Here is a 24,920-nt window from a genome sequence, read left to right as displayed (position 1 = left end):
GGTCAACGGACCAGAGGGGGGTCACGGGGATGTCGGGGGAATCGGGTCCCGGGCTGTTGCGCAACGCCGTCGGGCTGCGCGAAGTTCTCTTCCAGAGCATCACGGCGATGGCGCCCGCGGCCGCCATCGCCGCATCCATACCGTCGGGAGCCGCGTTCGCAGGCGGCAGCCTGCCGCTCTCCGTCCTGGTGGCACTGGTGGCCTGCCTGTTCACCGCCTCCTGTGTCGCGGAGCTGGCCCGTCATCTGCCGGCGGCCGGCTCGGTCGCCACGTACTCCGCGCAGGGCCTGCATCCGGGCGTCGGGTTCCTCGTCGGCTGGGGCTATGTCTTCGTCGAGGCGCTGGTGCCCGCACTGCTGTTGCTGCAGCTCGGCTTCACCACGGCGGGCACCCTGCACCAGGAGTGGCCGTCGTATCCGGCGGATCTGTGGTGGCCGTGGTCGCTGCTGGGCGCGGTGATCATCGCGCTCGCCGGCTACTTCGGGGTTCGGGCCTCCGCCCGGTTCGGCACCGTCCTCGGCATCTTCGAGGTGCTGGTCTTCGTCGTGTTCGCGGTGCTGCTGATCGGGCAGGCGGGTTCGGACAACACCCTGTCGGTCTTCGGTACGTCGCACACCGCGGACGGCTACGTCGGCATCAGCGGAATCTTCGCCGGCTCGGTCTACACCGTACTGGCGTTCGCGGGCTTCGAGGCGGCCGCACCACTCGCCGAGGAGACGAAGGACCCACGGCGCACCATGCGCAAGGCGGTACTCGGCGCCGCACTCTCCATCGGCCTGGTGTACGTCCTCACCACGTACGCCATGTCCGTGTACTTCGGGCCCGACCGGTTCGCCGGATTCGGCGCCTCGGGCTCGGCGTCATGGGAAGGTGTGGCGCGTGCCTCGTTCGGGCTGTTCTGGGTGCTGCTCTTCCTCGCCGTGGTCAACTCGACCGTGGCCAACGCCAATGCGTGCGCGAACGTGTCGACGCGTACCGCCTTCGCGCTCGGCCGCATCGGTGTGTTCCCCCATGCGTTCGCGCGGCTCCATCCGCGCCGCCGCTCCCCCGTCACGGGTGTCGCGGTCCAGTTCGTGATCGCGGTCGGCGCGGCGCTCGGACTGGGGTTCGGCTATGACCCGGTGACCGCGTTCGTGCTGCTGGCCACCGTCATCGTGACCGTGATCATCGGCGTGTACATCGTCGTCAACCTGGCCTGCGCCGGGTACTTCCTGCGGCGCCGTCGTGATGCCTTCAACCCCGTCCTGCACCTCCTCTTCCCGGTGCTGGGTATCGCGGCGTTCGTCCCCGCGCTGCTCACGGCCGCGGGGATCCCCGCCTTCGACTTCGTCTCCGAGCTGAGCGCCCCGATCTCGTACGCCGGCCCTGTCGTCGGTGTCTGGATGGTGATCGGGATCGTTGTGCTGATGGTGCTCGTGCGCAGACACCCCGAGCGGGTGGCGCAGACCGGGCGCATCCATCTGGACGAGGCCCCGGAGGCCTTCGTCGACACCGGAACAGGAGCAGAACAAGGATGAACGACCCACGGATCCTGACCGTGCGCCCCAAGGAGGGCGACTACGCGTGGACCTTCGGCGGCGCCGCACCGGTGGCCCGCATCGAGCCCGGCACCTTCCTCGACGTGTACACGGAGGACTGCTTCGCGGGCCGGGTGCGCTCGGAGAAGGACCTGGTCTCGGCCGTGTGCGAGTTCCCGTTCCTCAATCCGCAGACCGGCCCGTTCCATGTGGAGGGGGCTGAGCCCGGCGACACCGTCGCGGTCCACTTCGTGTCGGTCGAGCCGGCCAGGGACTGGGCGGCGTCCACGACCGTGCCGCTGTTCGGCGCCCTCACCTCCACCCACACGACGGCCACGCTGCAGGCCCCGCTGCCCGAGGTGGTGTGGATGTGGCAGCTCGACCGGGCCCGCCGCACCTGTCTGTTCAGCGCCCGGGACAGCGACATCCGGATCGAGCTGCCGATGGACCCGATGCACGGCACGGTCGGGGTGGCGCCCGCCAATCTGGAGGTACGGTCGGCGCTGGTGCCCGACGCCCACGGCGGGAACATGGACACACCCGAGATGCGGGCCGGTGTCACCTGCTTCCTGGGCGTCAATGTCGAGGGAGCGCTGTTGAGCCTGGGCGACGGACATGCCCGGCAGGGCGAGGGCGAGACATGCGGGGTCGCGGTGGAGTGCGCGATGAACACCGTGGTGCTGGTGGAGCTCCTCAAAGGGGTGGCGACGCCATGGCCGCGGATCGAGTCGGACACCCATCTCATCTCGACCGGTTCCGCCCGCCCCCTCGAAGATGCTTTCCGCATCTCGCAGCTGGACCTGGTGCAGTGGCTGGCACGTGACTACGGGTTCTCCGAGCTGGACGCGTACCAGCTGGTCAGTCAGGCGGGCGAGGCTCCGCTGGCGAATGTCTGCGACACCAACTACACCTGCGTGGCCAAGATCCGCAAGGAGTGGCTCCCCGCGGGGGACCCGCACCGCGGCCTGCACCGCCACCTTCGTGAGACCGCCGCGGTGCTGTCCGGCTCCTGAACCGGCAGACCCACCGGCTCCCTCTCCCCTCCCCCACACACAGGAGCGTTCATGCACCGCAGAAGAATCCTTCAGGGCGGCGCGGCGACCGCGGCCGCCGCTCTGCTCCCGGCGTCCACCCGCGCCATGGCCTCCTCGACGGCGGGCAGCACCGACTACCCGGTGGCCCACTGGACGCCCGCGTCCACCTCCAACTACACCGCCTCGACGCGCCCTTCGGCGTATCCGGTGCAGTATGTGATCATCCATGTCACGCAGGAGACCTTCGCCGACGCCATCGGGATCTTCCAGAATCCGGCGAAGCAGGTCTCCGCGCATTACGTGGTGCGATCGGCCGACGGGTACGTCGCACAGTGCGTCCGGGAGAAGAACATCGCCTGGCACGCGGGAAACTGGGACTACAACACCCGCAGCATCGGCATCGAGCACGAGGGCTGGGTCGACCAGCCGGCGTACTTCACCAATGCTCTGTACGAGCAGTCGGCGCTGCTGACCGCATCGGTCTGCGACCGTTACGGCATCCCCAAGGACCGTGCGCACATCCTCGGCCATGCCCAGGTACCCGGCACCGACCACACAGACCCGGGCCCCGACTGGGACTGGGTTCGCTACATCCGCCTCGTCAACCTCTTCAGCACCGGCTGACCCCGAGACCGGTCCGATTACTCTCCGCACCGAGGTTGTCGCAGAGCCCCGCTGCGACGACGATGGGGGTGCACGAGGCACCTTGCACGGGAGGGCGAGTTGACGGACCCCTGGGTGGCGTTGGCCACCGGCACTGACCCCGGCGAGCGGCTCGGTGAACTGCGCCACGCCCACGACGTGTTCACCGCCGCGGGACGGTTGGAACGTCCGGTCCGGTCCGTGGTCGGCGAGTCATGGCGCCGCTCCGCGCGGGCGCGGGTCAGCCCGGACGGTGCGGCCCGGGTCGAGCTGGGGGCGGACGAGCTGGGGCCGTACCGGGAGGGGCATCCGCTGGCCCGCACCATGCCGGTGATCCGCGAGCTCATGAGTGCGTACGCGACGGACGGCGAGCACCTTCTCGCGGTGTGCGACGCGCACGGCCGGCTGCTCTGGGTCGAGGGACATGCCACGGCGCGGCGCCGGGCGGGGGACATGAACTTCGTGGAGGGCGCCCGCTGGTCGGAGTCCGCGGCGGGGACGAACGCCCCGGGAACCGCGATCGCCGTGGACCGGCCGGTGCAGGTGTTCGCCGCCGAGCACTTCCTGCGGCCGGTCCAGCAGTGGACCTGCGCCGCGGCTCCGGTGCACGATCCGCACACGGGACGGGTGCTGGGCGCCGTGGACATCACCGGCGGCAACCGGCTCGCCCATCCGCACAGCCTGGCGTTCGTCCAGGCGGTGGCGCGCGCCGCCGAGTCCCACCTCGCGCTGCTGGCACCCGCGCCGGCCGGCGAGTCCGTTCAGCTCGACGCGCTCGGACGGGACGAGGCCTTGCTCATCGCGGGAGGGCGCAAGGTCCGGCTCAGCAGGCGCCACAGCGAGATCCTGGTGGCGCTTGCCCACCATCCGGAGGGCCTCGGCGGCGAGGAGCTGCTCGTCGAACTGTACGAGGACGAGTCGGTCACCCCGGTGACGCTGAGGGCGGAACTCTCCCGGCTGCGACGGCTGCTCGGTCCCGAACTGCTTCTCTCCCGCCCCTACCGGTTCGCCGCGCCGGTCGACGCCGACTTCGACACCGTGGCACGCAGGCTGGCCTCCGGAGCCGTGGCCGCGGCGCTCAGTGCGTACGCGGGACCGCTGCTGCCGGGTTCGCAGGCACCGTCGGTCGTCCGGCTGCGGCGCCGTCTCGACGATCAGCTGCGGGCCTCGCTGATCGCGCGTGGTGACCCGGTGCTGCTGGCTGACTGGGCGTACAGCCCTTGGGGTGAGGACGACCTTCCGGTATGGCAGGCACTCGCCGCGGCCGCGCCCCCCGGGCAACGGCCGGCGCTGCTGGCCGGCGCCCGCGCCATCGACGCCGAACAACGCTGAACGCTCCGCGCCCGGGCGCAACGAGGTTGCAACGTCCCCGCCCCTAGCCTCGCGCCGAGGGCCGTCCAAAGGCGGGCGGCACCGGATCCAGGAGGCCACAGAGATGACCCGATACGCTGCGCCGGGCACCGCGGACGCCATCGTTTCGTACGAGTCCCGCTACGACCACTGGATCGGCGGCGCGTACGTCCCGCCGGCCCGGGGCGAGTACTTCGAGAACCCGAGCCCCGTCAACGGCCGCCCGTTCACCGAGATCGCCCGCGGCACGGCCGAGGACGTCGAGCGCGCCCTGGACGCGGCGCACGCCGCTGCACCCGCCTGGGGGGCCACCGCGGCCGGCGACCGTGCCTCGGTCCTCAACCGGATCGCCGACCGGATGGAGGCCCATCTGGAGGAACTGGCGGTCGCCGAGAGCTGGGACAACGGCAAGCCGGTACGGGAGACACTAGCCGCCGACATCCCGCTCGCCATCGATCACTTCCGGTACTTCGCGGGTGCGCTGCGCGCCCAGGAGGGCTCGCTCAGCGAGATCGACGACGACACGGTCGCCTACCACTTCCATGAACCACTCGGTGTGGTCGGCCAGATCATCCCGTGGAACTTCCCGATCCTGATGGCGACCTGGAAACTCGCCCCGGCGCTCGCCGCGGGTAACGCGGTGGTCCTCAAGCCGGCCGAGCAGACCCCTGCCTCCATCCATGTGTGGCTGAGCCTGGTCGCCGATCTGCTGCCGCCCGGTGTCGTCAACATCGTCAACGGCTTCGGCGCGGAGGCGGGCAAGCCTCTCGCCTCCAGTCCCCGTGTCGCGAAGATCGCCTTCACGGGCGAGACCACGACGGGGCGGCTGATCATGCAGTACGCCTCCGAGAACATCAAGCCCGTGACCCTGGAACTCGGCGGCAAGTCCCCGAACATCTTCTTCGACGACGTCTGGTCGGCCGACGACGACTTCCGCGACAAGGCCCTCGAAGGATTCACCATGTTCGCCCTCAACCAGGGCGAGGTGTGCACCTGTCCGTCGCGTGCGCTGATCCAGCGCGGGCATTACAGCGAGTTCCTGGAGGCGGGCATCGCCCGCACCGAGCAGATCGTACCGGGGCACCCGCTGGACACGGACACGATGATCGGCGCCCAGGCCTCCAACGATCAGCTGCAGAAGATCCTCTCCTATCTCGACATCGGTCAGCAGGAAGGGGCGAAGATCCTGTCGGGTGGTCAGAAGATCGACTACGACGGCGAGTTGGCCGGCGGCTACTACGTCCAGCCCACCATCTTCGAGGGCGACAACCGAATGCGGGTCTTCCAGGAGGAGATCTTCGGCCCGGTGGTCGCGGTCACCTCCTTCGCGGACTTCGACGACGCGATCAAGACGGCGAACGACACCCTGTACGGGCTCGGGGCAGGCGTCTGGACCCGGGACATCAACACCGCTTACCGAGCGGGCCGGGCGATCCAGGCGGGTCGGGTCTGGACGAACTGCTACCACGCGTACCCGGCCCACGCCGCGTTCGGCGGCTACAAGCAGTCCGGCATCGGCAGGGAGAACCACAAGATGATGCTGGAGCACTACCAGCAGACGAAGAATCTTCTGGTGTCGTACTCCGCCAAGAAGCTGGGCTTCTTCTAGCCACAGAAAAATGGCGCCTGACCAGGCTTTTTACCAGTCAGGAGCCCTTCGAGGCATGCGTCACCACCGCCAAGCGCAGCCGATGCGAACTCCTCAATGGCCACGACGATCGCCGGTTTGGCCAACCGGCGATCGTGGTCCATGTTGTTCGCCACCCCAGCAGAATCCGATAGCTTCCCGGTCTGGCCTCGGCCAGGAGGCCAACTGACATGAGCGCAGGGCTGGGGTCGCGTCGTCCGTGACGAACACCAGCAGATCGTCACCCGTGAGGCGGTCAAGTTTTTCGCGCTACGACACGCTCATGAACCCCAATGGCGCCGACCACGCCCCGACTTGCTGCTCCGGGGTGCGCCGCGATGTGTGCGAGGACGGCCCGGTCGCGGTGGTAGCCGCGTTGCAGTAGGTCCTCGCCGAACAGGCCGGCCGCACAGACGCAAATGCACAGCCCGGTGGACATGGCACCGTACTCCCCAGCCGTCTGGCCGGACCAAGCATTCAGTGCGCCGAGCGCAAAGAGTACGGAGGAAGTGAAGCGGGCGGATCGGATAGCGGAATCCGACAGACTGGCCTCCTAAGCTTAAGCTTAGGCCCGGTTAACGGAATGTCGCCAGAGCGCGCCATAACAAGGGGGACTTTAGGCGAAGACGATAATCCGGTTCAGCTCAACGACCGGCGTCGGACGAGAAATACCGCGAGTAGCTGCGGCGCAGGGTGCTGTCCGGCAGGATCTGTTTGAGGAACTGCCACGCTTCCCTACGTTGTTCTGCGGGACGTGGTGAGCCCTTCGTATGGTTGACCGCCCCAGAGACGTCGAGTGTGGCTTCCTGCGACGGCCGCGGGAGAGACCGAGTCCGCCCGTCAAGCTTGCTCCCGCCCGAGTCCGCCGCGATTTCCTGCACCTCCGCCCGAAAGCGGCAGCCTCCCCTGCCGGAGCACCGAAATCCTCCCGCCCGGCCCGGGCCGACCATCCGGTCGCAAGAACACCCCGCCCGCTCCACGCTATGACGTGCACACGGTCGGCAAGCCGGGCCCCGCAAAACGACGGACGAAGAAGTCAACAACCCCGTGGCCACGCCGCCAAGGAATCACCTGCCGAAGCCGCCATCCCTGGGAGGCGCACAGAAGGGGTGAAAGCGCCAGACGACCACGAGGGGATTCTAGGTGCGTATCTCCAGTGGACGACAAGGGAAGGGAAGTTGGCTGGATCAGTCACCTCGGTCGGCTGGTCAGCGGCACCATTGCCGACGTCGCCCGTCGGGGGCATTGCCCGCTCGCCCGAACGCCCCTGCCAGCGCCGGTAACCTCAGCGGGTGACGGATGATTGACCGTCCGGCTTCTCTGCGCGGGGCTCTGTCGTGGGCAGGGTTTGCTCGGCCCAGATGGTCTTGCCTCGGGCGGCGTAGCGGGTGCCCCAGCGTCGGGTGAGTTGGGCGATGAGGAACAGGCCGCGCCCGCCTTCGTCGGTGTCGTACGCGTGGCGCAGGCGCGGTGCGGTACTGCTTTCGTCGCTGACCTCGCAGATGAGGGTGAGATCGCGGATCAGGCGCAGCTGGATGGGGCCGGTGGCGTATCGGATGGCGTTGGTGAGCAGTTCGCTGACGATCAGTTCGGTGGTGAATTCCAGTTCCTCCAGGTTCCAATAAGCCAGCTGTCGGCCGGTGAGGGTGCGGGCGGTGGTGACGAGTGCGGGGTCGTTGGGCAGGGTCCAGGTCGCCACCTGGTCGGCGTCGAGGCTTTTGGTGCGTGCCAGCAGCAGCACCATGCTCTCCTCGCCGCTGCCCTGGTGTGCTCGGACCACGGCGTCGCAGGTGTCCTTGAGGGTCTGGTGGGGGTTGCCGAGGATCCGCAAGGGGCTGGTCGGCTCCTCGGGTGGGTTACCGGCCTGGGCGAGGTTGAGGGTGGACAGGGCGATGGTGCTTCCGGTCGGTAGTTCCACCTCGGTGGTCTCGTAGGGAGGGTGGTCGCTTCCCAGGGGTGGACCGGCTGGGACGTCGGGGACCTCGAGCGAGCCGTTGGGGTGGACGATCACGGGTGCGGGGTGACCGGCCCGGGCAAAGGCGCAGCGGCGCGAGATGGGGTCGTAGACCGCGTACACGCAAGTGGCCTCCGCCAGGTGTGCGCCGGCGGAGTCGTCATCGGCCAGGTGGGCGTGTTCGCTGGTGGGGCCGGACACCAGGTCGTGGAGCTGGGCGAGCAGTTCGTCGGGGGCCAGGTCCTGGGCGGCCAGTGTGTTGACGGCGGTGCGCAACCGGCCCATGTCCGCTGCTGCCTGCATGCCGTGCCCGACCAGGTGTCCCACCACCAGGGCCACGCGTGCACCGGACAGCGGGATGACGTCGAACCAGTCCCCGCCGCCGCGGGTGGACTCATGGCGCCAGGCCACCTCGACGGCGCTCTGGACGGGAAGGGTCTGGGGCAGCAGGCTGCGCTGCAGGGTGAGGGCGGCGTTGCGCTCGCGGGTGTACTGGCGCGCGTTGTCCAGGCATACGGCTGCCCGGGCGCCGAGTTCGGCGGCGAGGGCCAAGTCGTCCTCATCGAACGGATCAGGTCCCTGCACCCGGTAGAAGCTGGCCAGGCCGAGCACCACCCCCCGGGCGGTGAGCGGTACGACCATCATCGAGTGCGCTCCGGCCCGGCGCATCAACTCTGCGCGGCGGGGGTCATGGGCCAGCCACTCGTGGTCGACCTGCAGTTCCTCAACCAGACGGGGGCGCAGGTCGGCAAGGCACGCGGTGAAGGACGACGGGTAGCCCGGGATCACCTCGCCCGGGCTATAGGCGGGCCGCGCGAGGAGCCCCTCGGCGGCGCGGAAGCCGGCCCGCCGCAGCAGCGCCTCAGAGCTCACCGGACCGGGCGGCGGTGCCTCTCCCGCGAGTACGTCGTCGAGGACCTCCACCGCCGCGATGTCGGCAAGGGCAGGCGCCGCGACCTCGGCCAGTTCCTCGGCCGTGGTCATCACATCCAGTGTCGTGCCGATCCGCGCGCCCGCCTTCACCAGCAGATTCAGACGGGTCTGGGCCCGTCGCCGCTCGGTCACGTCCTGTGTGGCGACGACCACCCCGTGGACGGCGCCGGCCGGGTCCTTCAGGGGCAGGAGGGTCACGGCGTAGGTGTGATCGTGGTCAGGGTCGGCCGGCGGGCGGCCGACGTGGTCGAAGGCCATCGGCCGGCCGGTCTCCATCACTGACCGGAACTTCCGCTCCGCCTCGTCGTCGACCATGCCCGGAGCCACCTCGCGAGCCCGGCGCCCGCTGGCCTCCTGGCCCACCGCCCCCCGGATTCCCGGCCCGGCAAGGTTCAGCCGGACAATCCGCAGCTCCCGGTCCAGGACCTGCACACCGAGGGGGGACTCGGTCAGCAACGCCCTGAGCAACGCCGCGTCGACCATCTCCTCCTCGGTTCGGTCCGCGGGGTCGAGAAGCACACACCAGCGCACGGTCGCGTCCTCGTCCAGCAGCGCAGACACCATGGCGCAGACATCGAGCCGGTGCCCGCCCCGGTGCCGTGCGGCCACAGTCGCTCCAGACGTTCCACCTCCGCAGGCCCGCTGCTCCGGGGCCAGCAGCGTTGCCACCGGCCGGCCCACGATCTCCTCCGACCGATACCCGAGCAGCTCCCGTGCCACCGGACTCCACTCGGCCACCAAGCCCTGCTCGTCCAGCACCAACCAAGCGCCGCGTGTCGGGTGTGGCCCGCCTTGGCGCTCAGCAGCGTCCCTTCGCGCGTTCATCGTCGACTCCGTTCAGGCGCCTCCCGCTCACTGCCCTGGAGTGACCGAGGCCTACGGGACCAATATGACCGAAGTCGGCGACCAGATGCCGCCAAGGACGGGCCGTTGGGCCAGCACATCCATCCCTACCAGCAGGACGAACGGGCTGGTGAGGGGCGTGGTGGCGGCTGAACGCGAACGGAGCGCGTACCTCACGTCACCGTCACGGCTCTGTGTACCTCAACCCACCCCGGAACGCTTGTATCCCCATCCACTACGCCTGCGGCGGGCCGCGCAGTATGGGAGCAGCACCAGGGCCATCCGCAGGTCCAGGGTGTCGCGGTCGATGCTGCGGCCGAGGATCTGCTCGGCTTGGTTGACCCGGTAGGCAACAGTGTTGGGGTGGATCATCAGCCGTTCGGCTGTCCGGGTGCAGCTGCGGTTCTCGTCGAGGTACCGCGCCAGGGTCATCGCCACCCGGTAGGTGGCCTCGTCGTCGGCGGTCAGACGTCCGAGTACCCGGGTGACGAAGGCGTGGGCCTGGTCGGCGTCCACGGTGCCCAGTGCGGCGACGGCCACGTCCCGGTAGCGGGTGATCGGCGAGGCGTGGGGTTCTGCCAGGGTGGCCACGCGACGGGCGTGGGTGGCCTCGATGTGCGTGCGGCGGAAGCCGTCCAGACCCTGCGCGGGGCCGCCCAGTGCGATCCGGAAGCCGGTCGGTGCGCTGAGCCGGGCGGGGTCGAGATCCTTGTCCGTGAACGGAGTGATCCGGCTCAGCCATGCCGCGTACGTCTGCGGCCCGAGCGGGTGCGACAGGGTTGCTTCGGCGTCGACGGTCAAAGTCGAGCCTCTCGAGGAGGGCCGTTCCGTCTTCGCGAAGCACAACTCGGGTGCGCTCGATGCTTTCCCAGTCTCCAGCGACTTCGGCCGTCGTAGCATCGTGGAACGTGTCCTGGACGTGCGGCTTCAGGTCGAACTGCCGCCAGATCCGTCCGACCGTCGCCTTCGACAGGCCGGTCCGCTCGGCCATCGACGCCCGCGACCAGTGCGTGGCATCACGCGGCGACGTCTCCAGCGTGGTGACGACGACCTCCTCGACCCGGTCGAGGAGGATCGATGGGGGCCGGCCCGGCCGCAGTTCGTCGGCCAGACCTTCCAGCCGCAGCTCAACAAACCGACGCCGCCACCGGGCCACCGTGGAAACTGACGTCCCCAGCCGGCTGGCGACCCCCTTGTTCGACGTGTCTTCGGCGCACGCCAGCACGATCCTCGACCGCAATGCCAATGCCTGCGAGGACTTCGCCCGACGGGCCCAACGCGTCAGCTGTTCCCGTTCAAGATCGCTCAGAGACAGGCCGGCCTTCGGCCGCCCCGGCCGGTCGGTGTCCGCCAGGCCCTCCAGCCGTGACTCCGCGAACCGCTTGCGCCACTTGCCGACCGTCATGGCCGACACATCCAAGTCTCGGCAACCCGCGCGTACACGGTCGCGTCGTCGCTGGTGACGTCGCCTCGTTCTTGCTTGAGGGCGTGCGAGAGCCCACGCACCACCGACCTGACCGCGGTGCGGTCACGGAGGATCCGGTTGGTGCACTCGATGAGTCGTTCCTCACCGAACTGTTCCCCGCCGGTTTGGTGCTCCTCGATCAGGCCGTCGGTGAAGCACAGCAACCGGTCCCCGGGTTCCAGGATCCGCTCGCTGACTGTCGGTTGCTCAGCCGAAGCCGACCGGCAATGTGGTGGGGCTCTCCAGCCGGTTCACCACGGCGCGGTCACGGATCAGCAGCGGTGCCGGATGGCCGGCGTTGACCCATTGCAACCGGCCCGTGGCGATGTCCAGACAGAAGCCCCACCGTACTCCGTTGGCCTGCGCGGCGGTCGCCGCCGTCCGCGGCGCCCTGATCGCCTGCTCCTCCGACAGCACCGGGGACGCGGACCATCGCTCCGTCGGCGACTTCACCGCGCTACTGAGGGAAGCGTTCGAGGTTCTGCGGGGCGCCGCGTAGGGCGGCATCCGAGTGCGACCGTCAGCGCTTGGTCAGCCGTTCGGGTAAGCCTCGGCAATCTGCTTGGCGTGCAGGACCGTCCACTGAGCCAGCATGTCGTGTACGAGGTAGAGGTCGCGGCGGCGGGTCCAGGCCTGGCCCGACTCCGTGTCGTACGTGTGTGGCATGGCGAAGCCGTGCGGAGCGTACGCCTTCATGCCTCGGTCGCGGGTGGTCTGGACGCAGCGCTTGTGGTGGTCGCGGAAGCCGATGACGCAGGCGGTGCCTATGCCGCCCGGGGCCTTCTTGCGGGCCTCCAGAACCTGGGCGGCGACCCCGTCGGTGCTCAGATAGGTGATTGTGCCGTCCGGCGCGATCACCGGCTCGATCGACGTGACGTCGGACATCCCGTACTTGGAGTCCAGGAAGCGGGCTATCTCCCACTGGGCATAGACGGGGACATCCCGCCGGGCACGGACTTTGGCGACCGTGTCCGCGAGTTGCTCGTTCACCGGACCCGGTTCGTAGCGGACCTTGGTCGGGTCGCCGCCACCGACCGGGGGACGGTTGCCGAAGGCGTACGCCACGACGAAGTCGCACTCCGCCGGCGGCGCCGTCTCCGGATGCCAGTCAAAGCCCACATCGTAGACATGCGGGATCAGGACTTCGGCCGTGTTCCTGTCGTCAAGTTCCGAGGCCAGAACGGCACGCATGTGAGGGAGCAGACCGGTGGCGGAGCGGTCGGCCGCACTCGCAGGGGTCGCGCTCAGCAGTGCGGGGGCGGTCACGCCCACGGTCAAGGCGGCAGCGAAATCGCGTTGCTTCATGAAGTGTTGGTCCCTTCTTAGGTCACTCGACAAGGGGTTCGTACTTCAAGGGTGCGCCTCATGTCCGTCGATGCCGGCCGTCCTGCAGCCGGTCGACGGGGCGACGGTGAGCGCAAAGACGGGAGACGACACCGGCGAAGAAACGATCTTCAAGTCATGAATGCTTTAGGCCTGAGTGAACTGCGCGATGTACGGGACATGGCCTGGCGGCGTAGATCGGCTGTAGTGCAAGGAACCCATGGCGCAGAGCGGCACCCGGTGGGAGCAGGTGGAGACCGAAGCACGGCGGATACGTCAAGGGGGCCCGGGAACCGCATCCAGCCATGCGCGGTGACCTGCTTCTCTCTCGCCCAGACCTTGGCGACGCTCACCCGGACCTCGGCGAAATGCCGCCCGAGCAGGCCTTCGACCGCCATGCCGCGCATGCCTCGCGTGGCGGTGTTGACCCGCACGACCCGCAGCTCCGTATCCAGAACGTGCAGTCCCACCGGCGACTGGGTGAACAAGGCGTTCAAGATCGCCCCTCCCACCAGTCCCCCGCGTCTCCACCCGCCGGCATTCGGCGCATCGGGTCCTCGTCCGCCACAAAGATCACCTCCGCCACCCAGACTTCCCGACGCAGCGTACCGATGGACCGTCACGCCGAGTCGGGTACCCGAACTGCCCCGCCAGACCGTGGGAAGGCTGCGGCCGGGCGGGAGTCGTCCCCCGCTCCCGGCCCCCACCGCTGCGGACTCGCGCTTTCTATGTGCGCATGCCGGTCCGGCGGGCGTCGCGCTCCGGGTTGACGGCGATGACGGCGACGATGCCGCCGACGACGAGTAGGGCGGCGGTCAGCGCGAAGCCTGCCTGATAGCCGGCGACAGGGGTGGCGGCGGCGTCGAGCTGCCGGCCCAGGACCACGGGGGCGAACATGCCGCCGAGGGTGACGATGCCGACGCACAGTCCGGAGGTGGCGCCGCGCAGTCGGACCGGCGAGATCTCGGCGTTCACGAGGTACATGAGGGGGACCCCGGCGACGGGCAGCCCGAAGGCGAGGCACAGCAGCACCAGCCGGAGCGGGCCGGCCGGAACGGCTGAAACGGCCAGGAGGCAGCAACCGCTGACGATCGCGAGCAGGCCGGCCGGGATGCCCCGGGCGCACCGGCTTGTGGCGCCCCGGCGCATCCAGCGACCGGAGAGCCACGGCAGGACGAGCATCGCGAGCGTACCGAGCGCGGACGGCAGGGCTGCCAGTCTGCCTGCCGTGGCGGGGGCGTACCCGCCGGCCTTGGTCAGGTAGGTGGGCACCCACGCGAGGTTGGCGGCGACGGCCCAGTAGACGCCGAATGCGCACACCAGCATGCCGAGCCAGGAGCCGCTCAGCAGCACCGGCCGATAGCGGGGAGCGTCCGGTGCCGCGTCGGCTGCTGGGCCTGCCTCGTCGGTGAGCGGCCCTTCTTGTCCGACGACGAGCCAGCCCGCCGCCCAGACCAGGCAGGACGCGGCCAGCACCAGCCACGCCGAGCGCCAGCCGTGGTGGAGGATGAACCAGCTGAGCACGGGGACCGCGATCACGGTGCCCAGCACTGCACCGGCCTGGGTGACGGCGGTGGGCATCGCCCGGCGTCGGTCCGGGAACCACTTGTGCACGGCATGGACCGCGACAGGGGCGGTCGGACCCTCGGCGGCGCCGAGCGTGATCCGGCTCGCGAACAGCATCGCCAGGCTGCCCGCGAGGAACACCGGAAGCGCGGTCAGGGACCAGGCCACCGCGAGGATTCCAAGGATCCACTTGGCGCGCACCCGGTTGGCCAGGAAGCCCACCAGGACCGCGGAGAGGCTGAAGAGCAGATAGAAACTGCTGGCCAGCAGACCGAACTCGGAGGCGTCGAGATGCAGTTCCTTCATGATCGGATCAGCGGCGAGTCCGAGGACCGACTTCTCGGCGAAGTTGATGGCCATCAGCAGCGTGATCATGGCCACCACGGCCCAGGCCCGGGCGGCCGATGGGGCGTTCGTGCGGAGGGCCGGGGCGGATCTGTGTGTGATACCGAGGTCGGGCATGGTTGTTCCCCTGAGTGGACGGTCGGTGAGGGCCGGGATCTTCCCGTTGCGCGAGACCTGAGACTGCGTGGGGCAGGAGGGCTGCACGGCGGCTGCGTCGTGCAGCCCTCGAGCTCCGGTGCGTCGCGCGGCTCAGATCCTGCGGACCGCTGGCGGGTTCCAGCGGCCGTCCAGCACCTCGGGTTTCGGGACGAACAGGCGCATGGTGATGCCGAGGGGGCCGCGCGGCGCCGGCAGCCAGTTCGGCCGATGCTCCAGCTCCGGTTCGGTGTGCTGGACGTGGATGTCGAGGGAGCCGTCGGCGTTGAACACCAGCGGATCGCGGTCGCCGAGCGCGAAGCGGTCGAGCTCGTTGGCGGCCTGGAAGCCCTCCTCGTCGTACAACGTGACCGACCAGAACGCGTGCACGGGCGGCAGTTGGTCGGCGTCGAAGTGGAGGACGTAGTCGTGCTTGCCGTCCAGCGGTTCGCCGTCGGCGTCGGCGACCAGCATGGGGTAGACGGAGTCCTCGGCCTCGTTGGCGGCGAGTCCGATCGCGGCGATGACGGCGCGGAAGAAGTAGTTGTTGCCGTAGACCCCCATGGAGTCGGTGAACGTCGTCCAGCCGTTGACCTGCTGGCCCAGGGTGGGCAGGGCACCGAGAATCGCGCGGCGGGCGTCGTCCGCACCCGCCTGGATCTCGACGAGCTGCGCGGCGTCGAACCGTCCCGGGTCGAAGTCCTCGCCGGGGGCGATGCCGAGGTGGGCGATCCGGGCGAGGACCGAGAAGTCGCTGGCATGGGGCGGGCTGAACCGCAGCGCTTCGGCGGCGCGGGTGAAGAACTCGACCGCGTCCATGCCGTTGACCAGGTGCAGGGGCTCGGTGGTGGTGTCGTGCGCCGGGTCGATCCGATGCTCGGCGGAGTGCGCCGGGGGTGTGATCCGGTACCCGGCCTGGACGGCGTGGACGGCCGGGTAGTCTGCCGGCCCGTTGGTCTGGGTACGGCCGACTATCCAGACCCACGGGGTCGGGGCCGCGATGACCGGCAGCCCCGCGGGCAGCTCGCCCGCGTACCCGGGACCGACGACGACGAAGTCGCGGGCTTCGGTCCCGGTGGTGCGCTTGCCGGGTGTCGCGAAGACGTCGGTCCACATGTCCAGCATTTGCAGCAGGTAGTAGCGGTCCGCGGTGTCGGGCGTGTGCAGGACCACCGGTCCGGCGGTCAGGTCCAGCCAGGCGATGGAGTAGAGCGTGTCGAAGTTCGGGCGGACCACCGCCCGCATCTCTGCGGCCGGGAAAGCCCGCAGGTGGTGGAAGGTGTTCGGGGGGCCGAAGCCCAGGCGGGTACCCGGCTCGGCGTTGATCATCTGCAGCCGGGTGACGTCCATCGTCACCAGCGGATACAGATAGTGGTAGGCCTCGCGGCTCAGAAGCCGCAGGTCGTTCGAGAACGTGCTCACACGCTCTTCCTTTCCGGTAGCACAGTGGTAGTGGCGATCGCGGGGAGGCCGCTCAGCGGCCGGCGTCGCCGAAGGTCTCGCGGAGTTGGGTCTTCTTGAACTTGCCGGTGGCCGTACAGGGGATGGCGGGCACGAATTCGAAGCGATCGGGGACCTGCCAGCGGGCGAAGTCCCGCTCCAGGTGCCGGCGCAGGTCCTGCGGCTCGGCCGTGGCGCCGTCGCGGAGGGCGACCACCGCGAGCGGGCGTTCGCCCCAGCGCTCGTCGGACACGGCGATCACAGCCGCCTGGGCGACGGACGGATGGGCCATCAGATGGTTCTCCAGGTCTACCGAGGAGATCCATTCGCCGCCGGATTTGACCAGGTCCTTGGCCCGGTCGCAGATCCGGATGCAGCCGCGCTCGTCGATCCGCACGATGTCACCGGTGCGGAACCAGCCGTCGGACGTGAAGTTGTCGGCGCCGCGTCCGCTGTGGTAGCCCGCCGCGACCCAGGGGCCGCGCACCTCCAGTTCGCCCAGGGCGGTGTCGTCCCACGGGATGAGCTCGCCGTCGTCGTTCCGGGCCCGGATCTCCATGAGGGGAACGGCCACACCCTGGCGGCTGCGGAAGTCGTACTGCTCGTCGGGGGTGCTGTGCTCGAGGGCCTGGGGCAGCCGGCATGCGGTGCCGAGCGGTGCGAGCTCGGTCATGCCCCACATCTGCAGGACGGTCAGGCCGTGCCGGTCGTACCCCTCCAGCATGCTGCGGGGAACGGCCGCCCCGCCCACCGCAAGGCCCCTGAGGGCGGACAGATCCCAGCGGTGCGGCTCGGCGTCCAGAGCGTTGAGCATGGCCATCCATACCGTGGGCACGCCCGCGGTCACGGTGACCCGCTCGTCGGCCAGCAGGTCCAGCACGCTCACCGCGTCCAGGCGGGGACCGGGCAGCACCAGGCCGGCCCCGGCAAGCGCGGCTGCGTACGGCAGGCCCCACGCGTTGGCGTGGAACAGCGGGACCACCGGGAGGAGCACGTCCCGGGCGGACACCGCGAGCGTGTCGGGCAGCGCGATGACCAGCGAGTGCAGCACGACGGCCCGGTGTGAGTAGACGACTCCCTTGGGGCGCCCGGTGGTGCCGGAGGTGTAGCACATCGCCGCGGCCCGGCGCTCGTCGAGCACAGGCCAGGTCATCGGCTCGGCGCCGGCGACCAGGTTTTCGTAGGCGAGCATGCCCTCGGGGGCGGAGCAGTCGTGTGTGACCACGATGACGTGCTCGAAGGCGTGGGCGTCACGGAAGGTCGAGAACACCTCGAGGAGGGACTCGTCGACCACGATCACTCGGTCGTCGGCGTCGGCGACGATGAAGCCGAGCTCCTCGGCGTGCAGCCGCGGGTTGAGTGTGTGGATCACCGCACCCATCGGGGGAACGGCGAAGTAGAGCTCCAGGTGCTCGCTCTGGTTCCACAGCAGGGTGGCGACCCGGTCGCCGTCGCCGATGCCGAGCGAGCGCAGTGCGGATGCCAGCTGCCGAGCGCGCCGGCTGCACTCGCCGAGCGTGGTGCGGTGGATGCTCGTGTCCGGCCGTCGTGACACGACGGGACGGTGGGGGTGGAACCGCTCGGCACGCTCGACCAGCGAGGTCACGGTGAGTGGATAGTCGTCCGTGCTGAGGCCATTGATCATGGGGGTTTCCTTCGTGGAGCAGGATGACTCGGGTTCGGGCCCGGCGGCACCCGGCGGGTGGGAGGGGCCGCGGACGCGGCGACATGTCGGGATGCGGCTACGCCCAGAAGTTCAGCGCCAGCGCGGCGAACTCCTTCGCGCGCTCGATCTGCGGCATGTGGCCGGTGGCCGGGAAGAGGTGGGTGCGGGCGTGAGGGAGCGCGCCGCGTGCCGCTTCGAGGTGGGTGGCCGGGAGGACGGCGTCGCGGTCGCCCCACACCACGAGGGTGGGCAGGCGCAGGTCGGCCACGGCTGGCAGGAGCCGGCGGCGCCACTGGGGGCGTACGCCGCGGAGGTTCCCGAGGCTGCCGGCGGTCTCGATCATGACCGCCGCGCCGTCCTTGCGGGCGGCCAGCTCCAGCGCGCGCTCCACGCGGCCCGGTGTGGCGAAGGCAGGATTGTGGAAGACGGCTCGTTCCAGGCGCCTCGCGGCGCTTCGGCTGGGGCGGCGCAGCAGCAGCCGGCCGAGGGGGCGGACGGTGAGCGCGCGCAGTGCCGCGATGACCTCGCGGCCGAAGCCGGCGCTGTTGGCCAGGACCAGGCTGTGCACGCGGTTCGGCGCCTGGACGGCCAGTTGCATGGCCACGGCCCCGCCCAGGGAGTTGCCGCAGACGCGTACGGGCTCCTCGATGCCGAGGGCATCGAGGAAGTCTTCGGCGGAGCCTGCCAGGGCCTCCAGGGTGATGGGCTGCGGCAGGCGCTCGGAGCCGCCGAAGCCGGCCAGGTCGACGCTGATGACCCGGTGCCGGTGCGCGAGCAGGTCGTGCTGCTCGTCCCAGTCCTCGAGGCTGCGGCCGATGCCGTGCAGCAGCAGTATCGGGCTGCCCTGGCCGGTCTCGCGGTAGCGCACGCGGCGTCCTCGGACGGTGATCGTCCGAGGAGCGGGGAGCATGTCGGCCCCGGGTTCGTGGGCGCGGCGGAAGTGCATGCCCGCGTCCTCGACCGGTGCGTCCCGCATCAGTTGGACGTCACGGAGGTAGTGCTGGTGGGCCCGCCACGGTTCGCCGGTGCCCTGAGCGGGGAAGGAGGAAAGGTTGCGCTGCAGGTAGCCGGAGGTGAGCCCGACGATGGGCTCGCGCTCCGGGGAGACAGGGGTGAGCGGCGTGCACACCTGGTAGCCGTGCTGGTCGCAGTGGGAGAGCAGGCGGCTCACGTACTGGGCAATGAGGTCGATCTTCAGCGTCCACGGGGCGTTGCTGTAGCCGAGGGTGAAGGCGAAGTTGGGCACGCCGGAGAGCATCATGCCCTTGTAGGCAACGGTCTCGTTGGCCTGCACCTCCGCGCCGTCGACCAGCAGCCGCATGCCGCCGAAGAGCAGCAGGTTCAGGCCGGTGGCGGTGACTACAACGTCGGCCGGCAGCTCGGTGCCCGACTCCAGCCGGATGCCGTCGCGGGTGAAACGGTCGATCCGGTCGGTGACGACCTCGGCCTGTCCGGAGCTGATCGCCTGGAACAGGTCGCCGTCCGGGACCAGGCACATGCGCTGGTCCCAGGGGTTGTAGCGGGGGCTGAAGTGGGTGCCTATGTCGTAGCCTGCGGGCAGCCGCCGGCGGACGCCTCGCTGGAGCAGCGAGCGCATCAGTTTCGGTGCCTTGCGGCTGAGTTGGTAGACGGCGAGGTTCACGCGCACGTTCTTCCAGCGCGCGGCGGCGTAGGCGGTGTGCGTGGGCAGGAGGCGGAAGAGCCCCTTCGCGATGGGGTCACGCGACGGCAGCGAGAGGATGTAGGAGGGGGACCGCTGCAGCATCGTCACCTTCGCGGCCCGGTCGGCCATGGCCGGGACCAGGGTGACCGCGGTCGCGCCGCTGCCTATGATCACGACGCGCTTGCCGTCGTAGTCGAGGTCCTGGGGCCAGTGCTGGGGGTGCACGAGCCGGCCCGCGTAATCCTCGACGCCCTCGAAGTCGGGGGTGTATCCCTGGTCGTAGCGGTAGTAGCCGCTGCACACGAAGAGGAACGAGCAGGTCAGCGAGGTCCGCTCGCCGGTGTCGCCGCGTTCGGCGGTCACCGTCCACCGGGCATCGGCGGATGACCACTCGGCCTGCACCACCCGGTGGCGGTAGCGGACGCGGTCCTCTATGTCGAACTCCCGCGCGGTGCGCCGCACGTAGTCGCGGATGGCCGTACCGTCGGCGAGGGACTTGGTCTCGGTCCACGGGGCGAAGGAGTACCCGAGGCAGAACATGTCGGAGTCCGACCGCACACCCGGGTAGCGGAACAGGTCCCAGGTACCGCCTATCGCTTCGCGTGTCTCCAGCACCGCGAAGCTGCGGTTCGGGTGATCGCGCCGAAGGTGGCAGGCGGCCCCGATGCCGGAGAGGCCGGCGCCGACGATCAGGACATCCAGGTGCTCGGTGTCGGCTTCAACGGACGGTCGGCTTTGAACGCTTGGGTGCGGCATGGGATTCCCTGAGGGTGTCGATTCGGGGTACGGCTGAGAGCGTGCAGCGCACGCGGTGGGGTGGGGTGGGGTGGGAGGCGGCGCAGGACGGCCGCAGGCTCCCAATCGTGGCGGTCTGTCGACTGGATTTCGGCCGGTCAGAGCGAGCGGTGGCCGATCAGGACAGCGTGGCGCGCTCGACGATTCCCGGTACGGCGGACTTGTCGGGCGCCGCGAGGAAGTCCGGCCTGGCGTACGCCGGGTCGGGGTAGGCGTAGTAGCCCTGGCCGCTGTGCATGCCCAGCTTCCCCTCGTCGAGGAAGACCTTCTTGATGTAGGCGGCGTTGTCCAGCATCTGCTGGTCGCCGCTCCGGGTGCCCCAGTAGGCCAGCACGTCGAAGACCGTCTTCATCCCGATGACGTCGACCATTCCCATCGGACCGATGGCACAGCCGCGATTGGCGATGAGGAACGTCCGGTCGACGTCCTCGGGTATCGACACACCGTTGGTCACCAGCGTCTGCGCGGCATTGAGCAGCGGCACGAGCCAGGTGTTGAGCACATATCCGTTCTGCTCCTTCTGCACAGGGACCGGGACCATGCCGATCTCGATCGCGTACTCCGTCACCTGCGTCAGCGTGTCGGCCGCGGTACCCGGGTGGGCCATGACCTCGACCACGTTCATCGACCAGATCAGGTTGGCGAAGTGCAGGGCGCAGAACTTCTCGGGGCGCCCGGTCGCCGCCGCGAAGTCGCTGGGCAGCAGGGTGGAGGAGTTCGTGACGACCAGGGCGTGGTCCGCAAGCAGCCCGGAGATCTTCTCGTAGACGTCGGTCTTGACCTCCGGGATCTCCGGAACGGCCTCGATGACCAGATCCGCCGCGGCGACAGCGGATCCAAGGTCGTTGGTGTAGGTCAGGCGCCCTCGAGTGGCGGCGATGTCCTCGGGCCGGGCGCCCAGCTGGCCGAGGTAGATGGAGGCGTACTGCTCGTGTGCGGTCCGGCAGCGGCCCAGCGGTTCCGCATCAAGGTCGTACACCACCACAGTCTTGCCCTTGAACGCGCTGTGCCAGGCGATCTGGCTGCCGAGGACACCGGCCCCGAGCACGGTGACACGGTCGATTTGGGACATGGAAGTTCCTCTGTGTGGGTCGTGCAGGGGGAGATCTACGGGTTCGGTTGGAGAACGGCGCCCCGGCCGGCCGGGAGGCTGTGCTGTCGATCGCCTCCGGCGCGGCTGACCGTCACTCGCGCCGAAATGGCGGATGCGGCTACCGGGATTGCGGCACAACATAGCGGAAGGACATCCAACATTGGAAGAGGTAACAACATTGGAAGTTGTTCCAACTATGGGATGGCGATAGGGTCTCCGGTGTGAGTCAGGCCAAGGTTTCCCGCACTGTCGCCCGCGCAGCTGCGACCCACCGCGCCATCGTCGACGCAGCCGAACATTTCCTGCTCGAGGGCGGTGCGGAAGCGCTCACGCTCGAGGCCGTCGCCGAGCGAGCCGACGTCGCCGTTCAGACGATCTACAACCGGGTCGGAGGCCGGTCCGCGCTGCTGATCGCAGTCGCGGAGCGCGCTCTCGAAGAGGTCCGCCACTACGTAGACGTCGCCTATGCGTCCACCGGGACACCCGTGGAGCGAATCCTCAAGGCGGCGCAGGCGTACTCCCGCTTCGCGGCCGAGCGCCCGCACCAGTTCCGGCTCCTGGCCGACCCGCCGAACGAGCCGACGGCCCTGGGTAGGATTTCCGACATCCTCGACGAGGAGAACGGCAAGCTCGCGGCGGCAATCCGCGAGGGAATGGCCGACGGGAGCATCAACCCGAGCCTGAATCCGCAGGTGGTGGCCACCACGCTGTGGGCGGCCATGAACGGCATCCTGGCACTCCATTGGCGCCGCGATCGGGGCCGGGCCGACGAACCGCAACTCGAAGAGCTCGTGAACACCATGATCGAGATGCTGACCGACGGACTGTTCCGCCAGTCGCATTAGCAGCTCGAATCCACCCAACGATCTTTGGATCGACCGACCCCGCCTGCTCACGCCCGGCATCCTGGAAAAGGCCCGCGACCGGCCCTTGGACCAGGTGCTTTCCCGCACGCCTTGGGCCGGCCCGGATGCCCTCGTCGGGCACGGTCACCGAGTCCAGCGGCACTTCCCCACATCTACGACACGCCGAAGACGAAGGCGGCCGCGGCCTGTACCTCGTCTCCGAGATCACCCAGAACTGGGGCACCCGGCACAACGGAAAAGGCAAAACCATCTGAGCGGAACAGCCCGTCCCCTGACACCACGACATCTGCCTTTCCCATGCCTCCTTGTGGCGTGCCATCAAAGTCACTGCGACAGATGAGCGGCGCTCGCCGGCACCAGGCGTAATACGTCGAGCGGGCGATGCACAGTTCCAGACGCCCTGAACGACTACCCGACCGGCTTGACCAAGACATAGGGCCCCCGGACGAGACTCCGATTCGGTCCGAAACGGTAGACAGCGACGCCCAGTAGCCCGCCGCGCACAGAAACCTCGCCGAACATACCGGGGCGTTCATCGTCTACGTGCTCTCACACAGGTCTCACCGACTGTGCGGACTCCCCCGGACCACGAAGCCCTGACCTGGCACTATGCTCCCGCCCTGGATCGGCCGCACACCCCTGGACAGTAGCTATGACCTGTGCCAGGTGGGGCCGTCAGCTCGGAGCGGGCGGCTACGGCCAATCCAACAGAGCCGCAGTCCCAAGGTCTGCATCAGTCAAGATCCAGACCATTCCCGGGCCAGCGGTCCCGGCAAGGCCTCCACAGCTGCCATATTCGCAGGTCAGAAAGTTGCTGCCGCTGTACCATCAGCAGACGAAGAATCTTCTGGTGTCGTACTCGGCGAAGAAGCTCGGGTTCTTCTAGGGGGCATGAGAAAAGGTGCCTGACCTGGGCTTTCACCGGTCAGGCACCTGTCGCTCGGTTCAGGAAGAGCCGAGAGTGATTCACGTGGAAACTCCCAGTTCCTCCCCGGGCGTCCGGCAAGAGCGTGGCGGTCATGGCCCGCCGGGTCAAGAACCAGCGCCTGGCCGCCGTCGGCTACGTCTGGGCTTTCGCAGCACTGACCGGCACACCGCCGCCCAGAGAAATCTCCTCAACCGCTTCCTGGGATGTCTCCATCACTGCCTCACCAGCCGAACCGACTACGACGAATCAGCGGCCTTCCCTACTCCCATCGAACCGGTTCTCACCGATGCCGCTTGACAGATAAACCGCATCGGATGTCTGTAGACCGGGGCAAGTTCGGGTCGAAAATCCATCTGATCACCGAGCGAACCGGTCTGCCCCTCTCCGTCGCAATCTCGGGGGCGAACCTGCACGACAGCCAGGCCCTGATCCCCCTCATGCAAGGCATACCGCCGATCCGTTCCCGCCGCGGACCGCGGCGCCGCAAACCCGGAAAGCTCCACGCCGACAAGGGATACGACTCTGCCCACCTGCGGCGATGGTTACGTGAGCGCGGCATCCGGCAACGCATCGCACGCAAGGCATTCGGCTCATCACAGCGACTGGGACGCTACCGGTGGACCGTCGAACGCACCATGGCCTGGCTCGCCGGCTGCCGCCGTCTCCACCGACGCCACAAGCGCAAAGCCGAGCACTTCCTCGCCTTCACGAGCATCGCCTGCACCCTCATCTGCTACCGCAGGCTCACCGAATGACATGACTTCTTATGGGCGGTCATGGGTGTGGCCTGGGAGTTCCCGGCCCGGGCGAAGTCCGTCGGGACGTCCCCCCGTGCACCCCGATTCCCTCTAAGGCCCCGTCCGTTCTGGCACGGATGTGGTACGGGTCGTGGCGATCTTCCGGTCAGTGGGGACCGCGCCGTGGTGGACGCAACAAGGCCCACATGGCGAGTGTTTGGGCAGAGTATTTGAATCGTTCGACGAATCGCTCGACAGTGGAGCGGCGCAGGGTGCACAGCCACACGTAGCTGCTCAGGGAGACGCAGAGACATCCCAAGGTCTGCCACCAAAAGGCGCGCGTCGCTGGCTCTTGACCCGTGCACAGATAGAACGTCCATGTGGCTGCAGCGGCCAGTCCCAGCGCGACCAGGCCAGCCCTGGCTACCTGGCCGCGGACTGCCCAGCGGGAGGCAAGAAGGCCAGTGGGAATCTGGATAGCGACGTGGAACATCAAGATCCAGATCATCAGCCCGAACACTTGGCCATAGGTTGCCGTGGACACGGCTGGAATCCAGCAGAAGCTGATGAACAGCAGAACGCCACTCACGTGCATGGCGGCAACGTTCAACGGAACATGCCACGCGCTGATCCAGTGGCGCTCGTTGTCGCTCGCCTGCACGACGCCCTCCCCTGGGAGCTGAGCCCCCGCTCCTGGCGAGCAGTGTACGTGCAGGGGCGGCGTGCGATGCGTTCCAGCCGCTCCGATCCCCACCACGAACGACAGGGTCAGACGCGTCGGGCCGCCGGATGCGGCAGGTCGGAGTTTCGTCGGCCGTAGGAGCACCCTGTCGTTTCGCCGGAGCATGAAAGCGCAACACGACCGACCCCGCATGTCTGTGACCAGTATTTTCGCAACAGGCCCTAGTGCTGTTCCGCGGAAGTTCGTGGGGGGTGTTGATCAGGGCGTGGGGTCGTCGAGGTAGAGGCCGCAGGCGCAGTCCAGGGCCTCCTCGGGT

At 68.8% G+C, this 24,920-nt stretch carries 19 protein-coding genes and 5 pseudogenes; 9 read left to right on the top strand and 15 right to left on the bottom strand.

The genetic code is table 11. The annotated features are described in order from the left end of the window. Positions 1 to 29 precede the first annotated feature (29 nt). The 5 genes from ACFVXE_RS19565 to ACFVXE_RS19545 all read left to right on the top strand — a co-directional run bounded on the left by ACFVXE_RS19565 (position 30) and on the right by ACFVXE_RS19545 (position 6,152). On the top strand, positions 30 to 1,517 hold the full coding sequence (locus tag ACFVXE_RS19565) for an APC family permease (RefSeq protein WP_389672524.1): 1,488 nt from the start codon (positions 30 to 32) through the stop codon (positions 1,515 to 1,517). Further along, the gene (locus ACFVXE_RS19560) at positions 1,514 to 2,530 is read left to right on the top strand and encodes an acetamidase/formamidase family protein (RefSeq protein ID WP_389672522.1); all 1,017 of its coding nucleotides are present in this window, start codon (positions 1,514 to 1,516) and stop codon (positions 2,528 to 2,530) included. The genes ACFVXE_RS19565 and ACFVXE_RS19560 overlap by 4 nt, the downstream gene beginning before the upstream one ends. A 51-nt stretch (positions 2,531 to 2,581) precedes the next feature. Then, positions 2,582 to 3,175, top strand: coding sequence for an N-acetylmuramoyl-L-alanine amidase (locus ACFVXE_RS19555; protein ID WP_389672520.1), 594 nt, complete (start codon positions 2,582 to 2,584; stop codon positions 3,173 to 3,175). 99 nt (positions 3,176 to 3,274) lie between these two features. Next, entirely contained in the window at positions 3,275 to 4,525 is a 1,251-nt protein-coding gene (locus ACFVXE_RS19550; protein ID WP_389672518.1) for a GAF domain-containing protein, read from the top strand. A gap of 103 nt (positions 4,526 to 4,628) precedes the next feature. Continuing rightward, entirely contained in the window at positions 4,629 to 6,152 is a 1,524-nt protein-coding gene (locus ACFVXE_RS19545) for an aldehyde dehydrogenase family protein (RefSeq protein WP_389672516.1), read from the top strand. Here ACFVXE_RS19545 and ACFVXE_RS19540 read toward each other — a convergent pair. Further along, complete coding sequence (locus ACFVXE_RS19540; protein ID WP_389672514.1) at positions 6,149 to 6,307, bottom strand: hypothetical protein; 159 nt, start codon at positions 6,305 to 6,307, stop codon at positions 6,149 to 6,151. The two genes, ACFVXE_RS19545 and ACFVXE_RS19540, sit on opposite strands and share 4 nt — an antisense overlap. A gap of 672 nt (positions 6,308 to 6,979) precedes the next feature. Between ACFVXE_RS19540 and ACFVXE_RS19535 the strand changes: the two are divergent. Next, positions 6,980 to 7,236: pseudogene (locus tag ACFVXE_RS19535) on the top strand (transposase); the annotation flags it as partial. A 219-nt stretch (positions 7,237 to 7,455) separates the two neighbouring features. Here ACFVXE_RS19535 and ACFVXE_RS19530 read toward each other — a convergent pair. The 12 genes and pseudogenes from ACFVXE_RS19530 to ACFVXE_RS19475 all read right to left on the bottom strand — a co-directional run bounded on the left by ACFVXE_RS19530 (position 7,456) and on the right by ACFVXE_RS19475 (position 21,370). Beyond that, positions 7,456 to 9,666, bottom strand: a complete 2,211-nt coding sequence (locus tag ACFVXE_RS19530) for a SpoIIE family protein phosphatase (RefSeq protein WP_389672628.1) — start codon at positions 9,664 to 9,666, stop codon at positions 7,456 to 7,458. Positions 9,667 to 9,693: 27 nt separating this feature from the next. Continuing rightward, a pseudogene (locus ACFVXE_RS19525) lies at positions 9,694 to 9,882 on the bottom strand (PAS domain-containing protein); the annotation flags it as partial. 219 nt (positions 9,883 to 10,101) lie between these two features. Beyond that, positions 10,102 to 10,701, bottom strand: a complete 600-nt coding sequence (locus ACFVXE_RS19520) for a helix-turn-helix domain-containing protein (RefSeq protein ID WP_389672512.1) — start codon at positions 10,699 to 10,701, stop codon at positions 10,102 to 10,104. Positions 10,702 to 10,855: 154 nt separating this feature from the next. Then, positions 10,856 to 11,305, bottom strand: a pseudogene (locus ACFVXE_RS19515) (helix-turn-helix domain-containing protein); the annotation flags it as partial. Next, positions 11,302 to 11,698, bottom strand: a pseudogene (locus ACFVXE_RS19510) (PP2C family protein-serine/threonine phosphatase); the annotation flags it as partial. The pseudogenes ACFVXE_RS19510 and ACFVXE_RS19515, both read right to left, overlap by 4 nt. A 198-nt stretch (positions 11,699 to 11,896) precedes the next feature. Further along, positions 11,897 to 12,670: a hypothetical protein gene (locus tag ACFVXE_RS19505; RefSeq protein ID WP_389672510.1), complete on the bottom strand. Its 774-nt coding sequence runs from the start codon at positions 12,668 to 12,670 to the stop codon at positions 11,897 to 11,899. Between the two features lie 149 nt (positions 12,671 to 12,819). Beyond that, the gene (locus tag ACFVXE_RS19500) at positions 12,820 to 13,200 is read right to left on the bottom strand and encodes a PAS domain-containing protein (RefSeq protein ID WP_389672509.1); all 381 of its coding nucleotides are present in this window, start codon (positions 13,198 to 13,200) and stop codon (positions 12,820 to 12,822) included. A gap of 214 nt (positions 13,201 to 13,414) precedes the next feature. Continuing rightward, positions 13,415 to 14,716 carry an MFS transporter gene (locus ACFVXE_RS19495; protein WP_389672507.1) on the bottom strand — a complete coding sequence of 434 codons (1,302 nt, stop codon included), beginning with the start codon at positions 14,714 to 14,716 and terminating at the stop codon, positions 13,415 to 13,417. Between the two features lie 132 nt (positions 14,717 to 14,848). Further along, positions 14,849 to 16,156 (bottom strand): DUF1254 domain-containing protein, encoded by a 1,308-nt coding sequence (locus ACFVXE_RS19490; protein WP_389672505.1) that lies wholly within the window; start codon positions 16,154 to 16,156, stop codon positions 14,849 to 14,851. 52 nt (positions 16,157 to 16,208) lie between these two features. After that, the gene (locus ACFVXE_RS19485; protein ID WP_389672503.1) at positions 16,209 to 17,819 is read right to left on the bottom strand and encodes a long-chain fatty acid--CoA ligase; all 1,611 of its coding nucleotides are present in this window, start codon (positions 17,817 to 17,819) and stop codon (positions 16,209 to 16,211) included. A 97-nt stretch (positions 17,820 to 17,916) separates the two neighbouring features. Next, positions 17,917 to 20,259, bottom strand: a complete 2,343-nt coding sequence (locus tag ACFVXE_RS19480) for an alpha/beta fold hydrolase (RefSeq protein WP_389672501.1) — start codon at positions 20,257 to 20,259, stop codon at positions 17,917 to 17,919. A 157-nt stretch (positions 20,260 to 20,416) separates the two neighbouring features. Continuing rightward, on the bottom strand, positions 20,417 to 21,370 hold the full coding sequence (locus tag ACFVXE_RS19475) for a 3-hydroxyacyl-CoA dehydrogenase (protein ID WP_389672500.1): 954 nt from the start codon (positions 21,368 to 21,370) through the stop codon (positions 20,417 to 20,419). A gap of 242 nt (positions 21,371 to 21,612) precedes the next feature. On the opposite strand from ACFVXE_RS19475, the gene ACFVXE_RS19470 reads away from it, so the two are divergent. After that, the gene (locus tag ACFVXE_RS19470; protein WP_389672498.1) at positions 21,613 to 22,236 is read left to right on the top strand and encodes a TetR/AcrR family transcriptional regulator; all 624 of its coding nucleotides are present in this window, start codon (positions 21,613 to 21,615) and stop codon (positions 22,234 to 22,236) included. A gap of 173 nt (positions 22,237 to 22,409) precedes the next feature. Here the strand turns inward: ACFVXE_RS19470 and ACFVXE_RS19465 are convergent, their stop codons facing one another. Further along, the gene (locus ACFVXE_RS19465; RefSeq protein WP_389672496.1) at positions 22,410 to 22,556 is read right to left on the bottom strand and encodes a hypothetical protein; all 147 of its coding nucleotides are present in this window, start codon (positions 22,554 to 22,556) and stop codon (positions 22,410 to 22,412) included. A 693-nt stretch (positions 22,557 to 23,249) separates the two neighbouring features. Here ACFVXE_RS19465 and ACFVXE_RS19460 point away from each other — a divergent pair. Both ACFVXE_RS19460 and ACFVXE_RS19455 read left to right on the top strand, forming a co-directional pair. Then, positions 23,250 to 23,482: pseudogene (locus ACFVXE_RS19460) on the top strand (IS110 family transposase); the annotation flags it as partial. Continuing rightward, positions 23,389 to 23,940 (top strand): IS5 family transposase, encoded by a 552-nt coding sequence (locus ACFVXE_RS19455; RefSeq protein ID WP_389672494.1) that lies wholly within the window; start codon positions 23,389 to 23,391, stop codon positions 23,938 to 23,940. The pseudogene ACFVXE_RS19460 and the gene ACFVXE_RS19455, both read left to right, overlap by 94 nt. A 148-nt stretch (positions 23,941 to 24,088) precedes the next feature. Here the strand turns inward: ACFVXE_RS19455 and ACFVXE_RS19450 are convergent, their stop codons facing one another. Beyond that, on the bottom strand, positions 24,089 to 24,583 hold the full coding sequence (locus ACFVXE_RS19450) for a hypothetical protein (protein WP_389672492.1): 495 nt from the start codon (positions 24,581 to 24,583) through the stop codon (positions 24,089 to 24,091). Positions 24,584 to 24,920 lie beyond the last annotated feature (337 nt).

This window comes from Streptomyces sp. NPDC058231, assembly GCF_042882275.1.
Taxonomy (GTDB): domain Bacteria; phylum Actinomycetota; class Actinomycetes; order Streptomycetales; family Streptomycetaceae; genus Streptomyces.
This window is presented reverse-complemented; position numbering and strand designations above follow the sequence as displayed.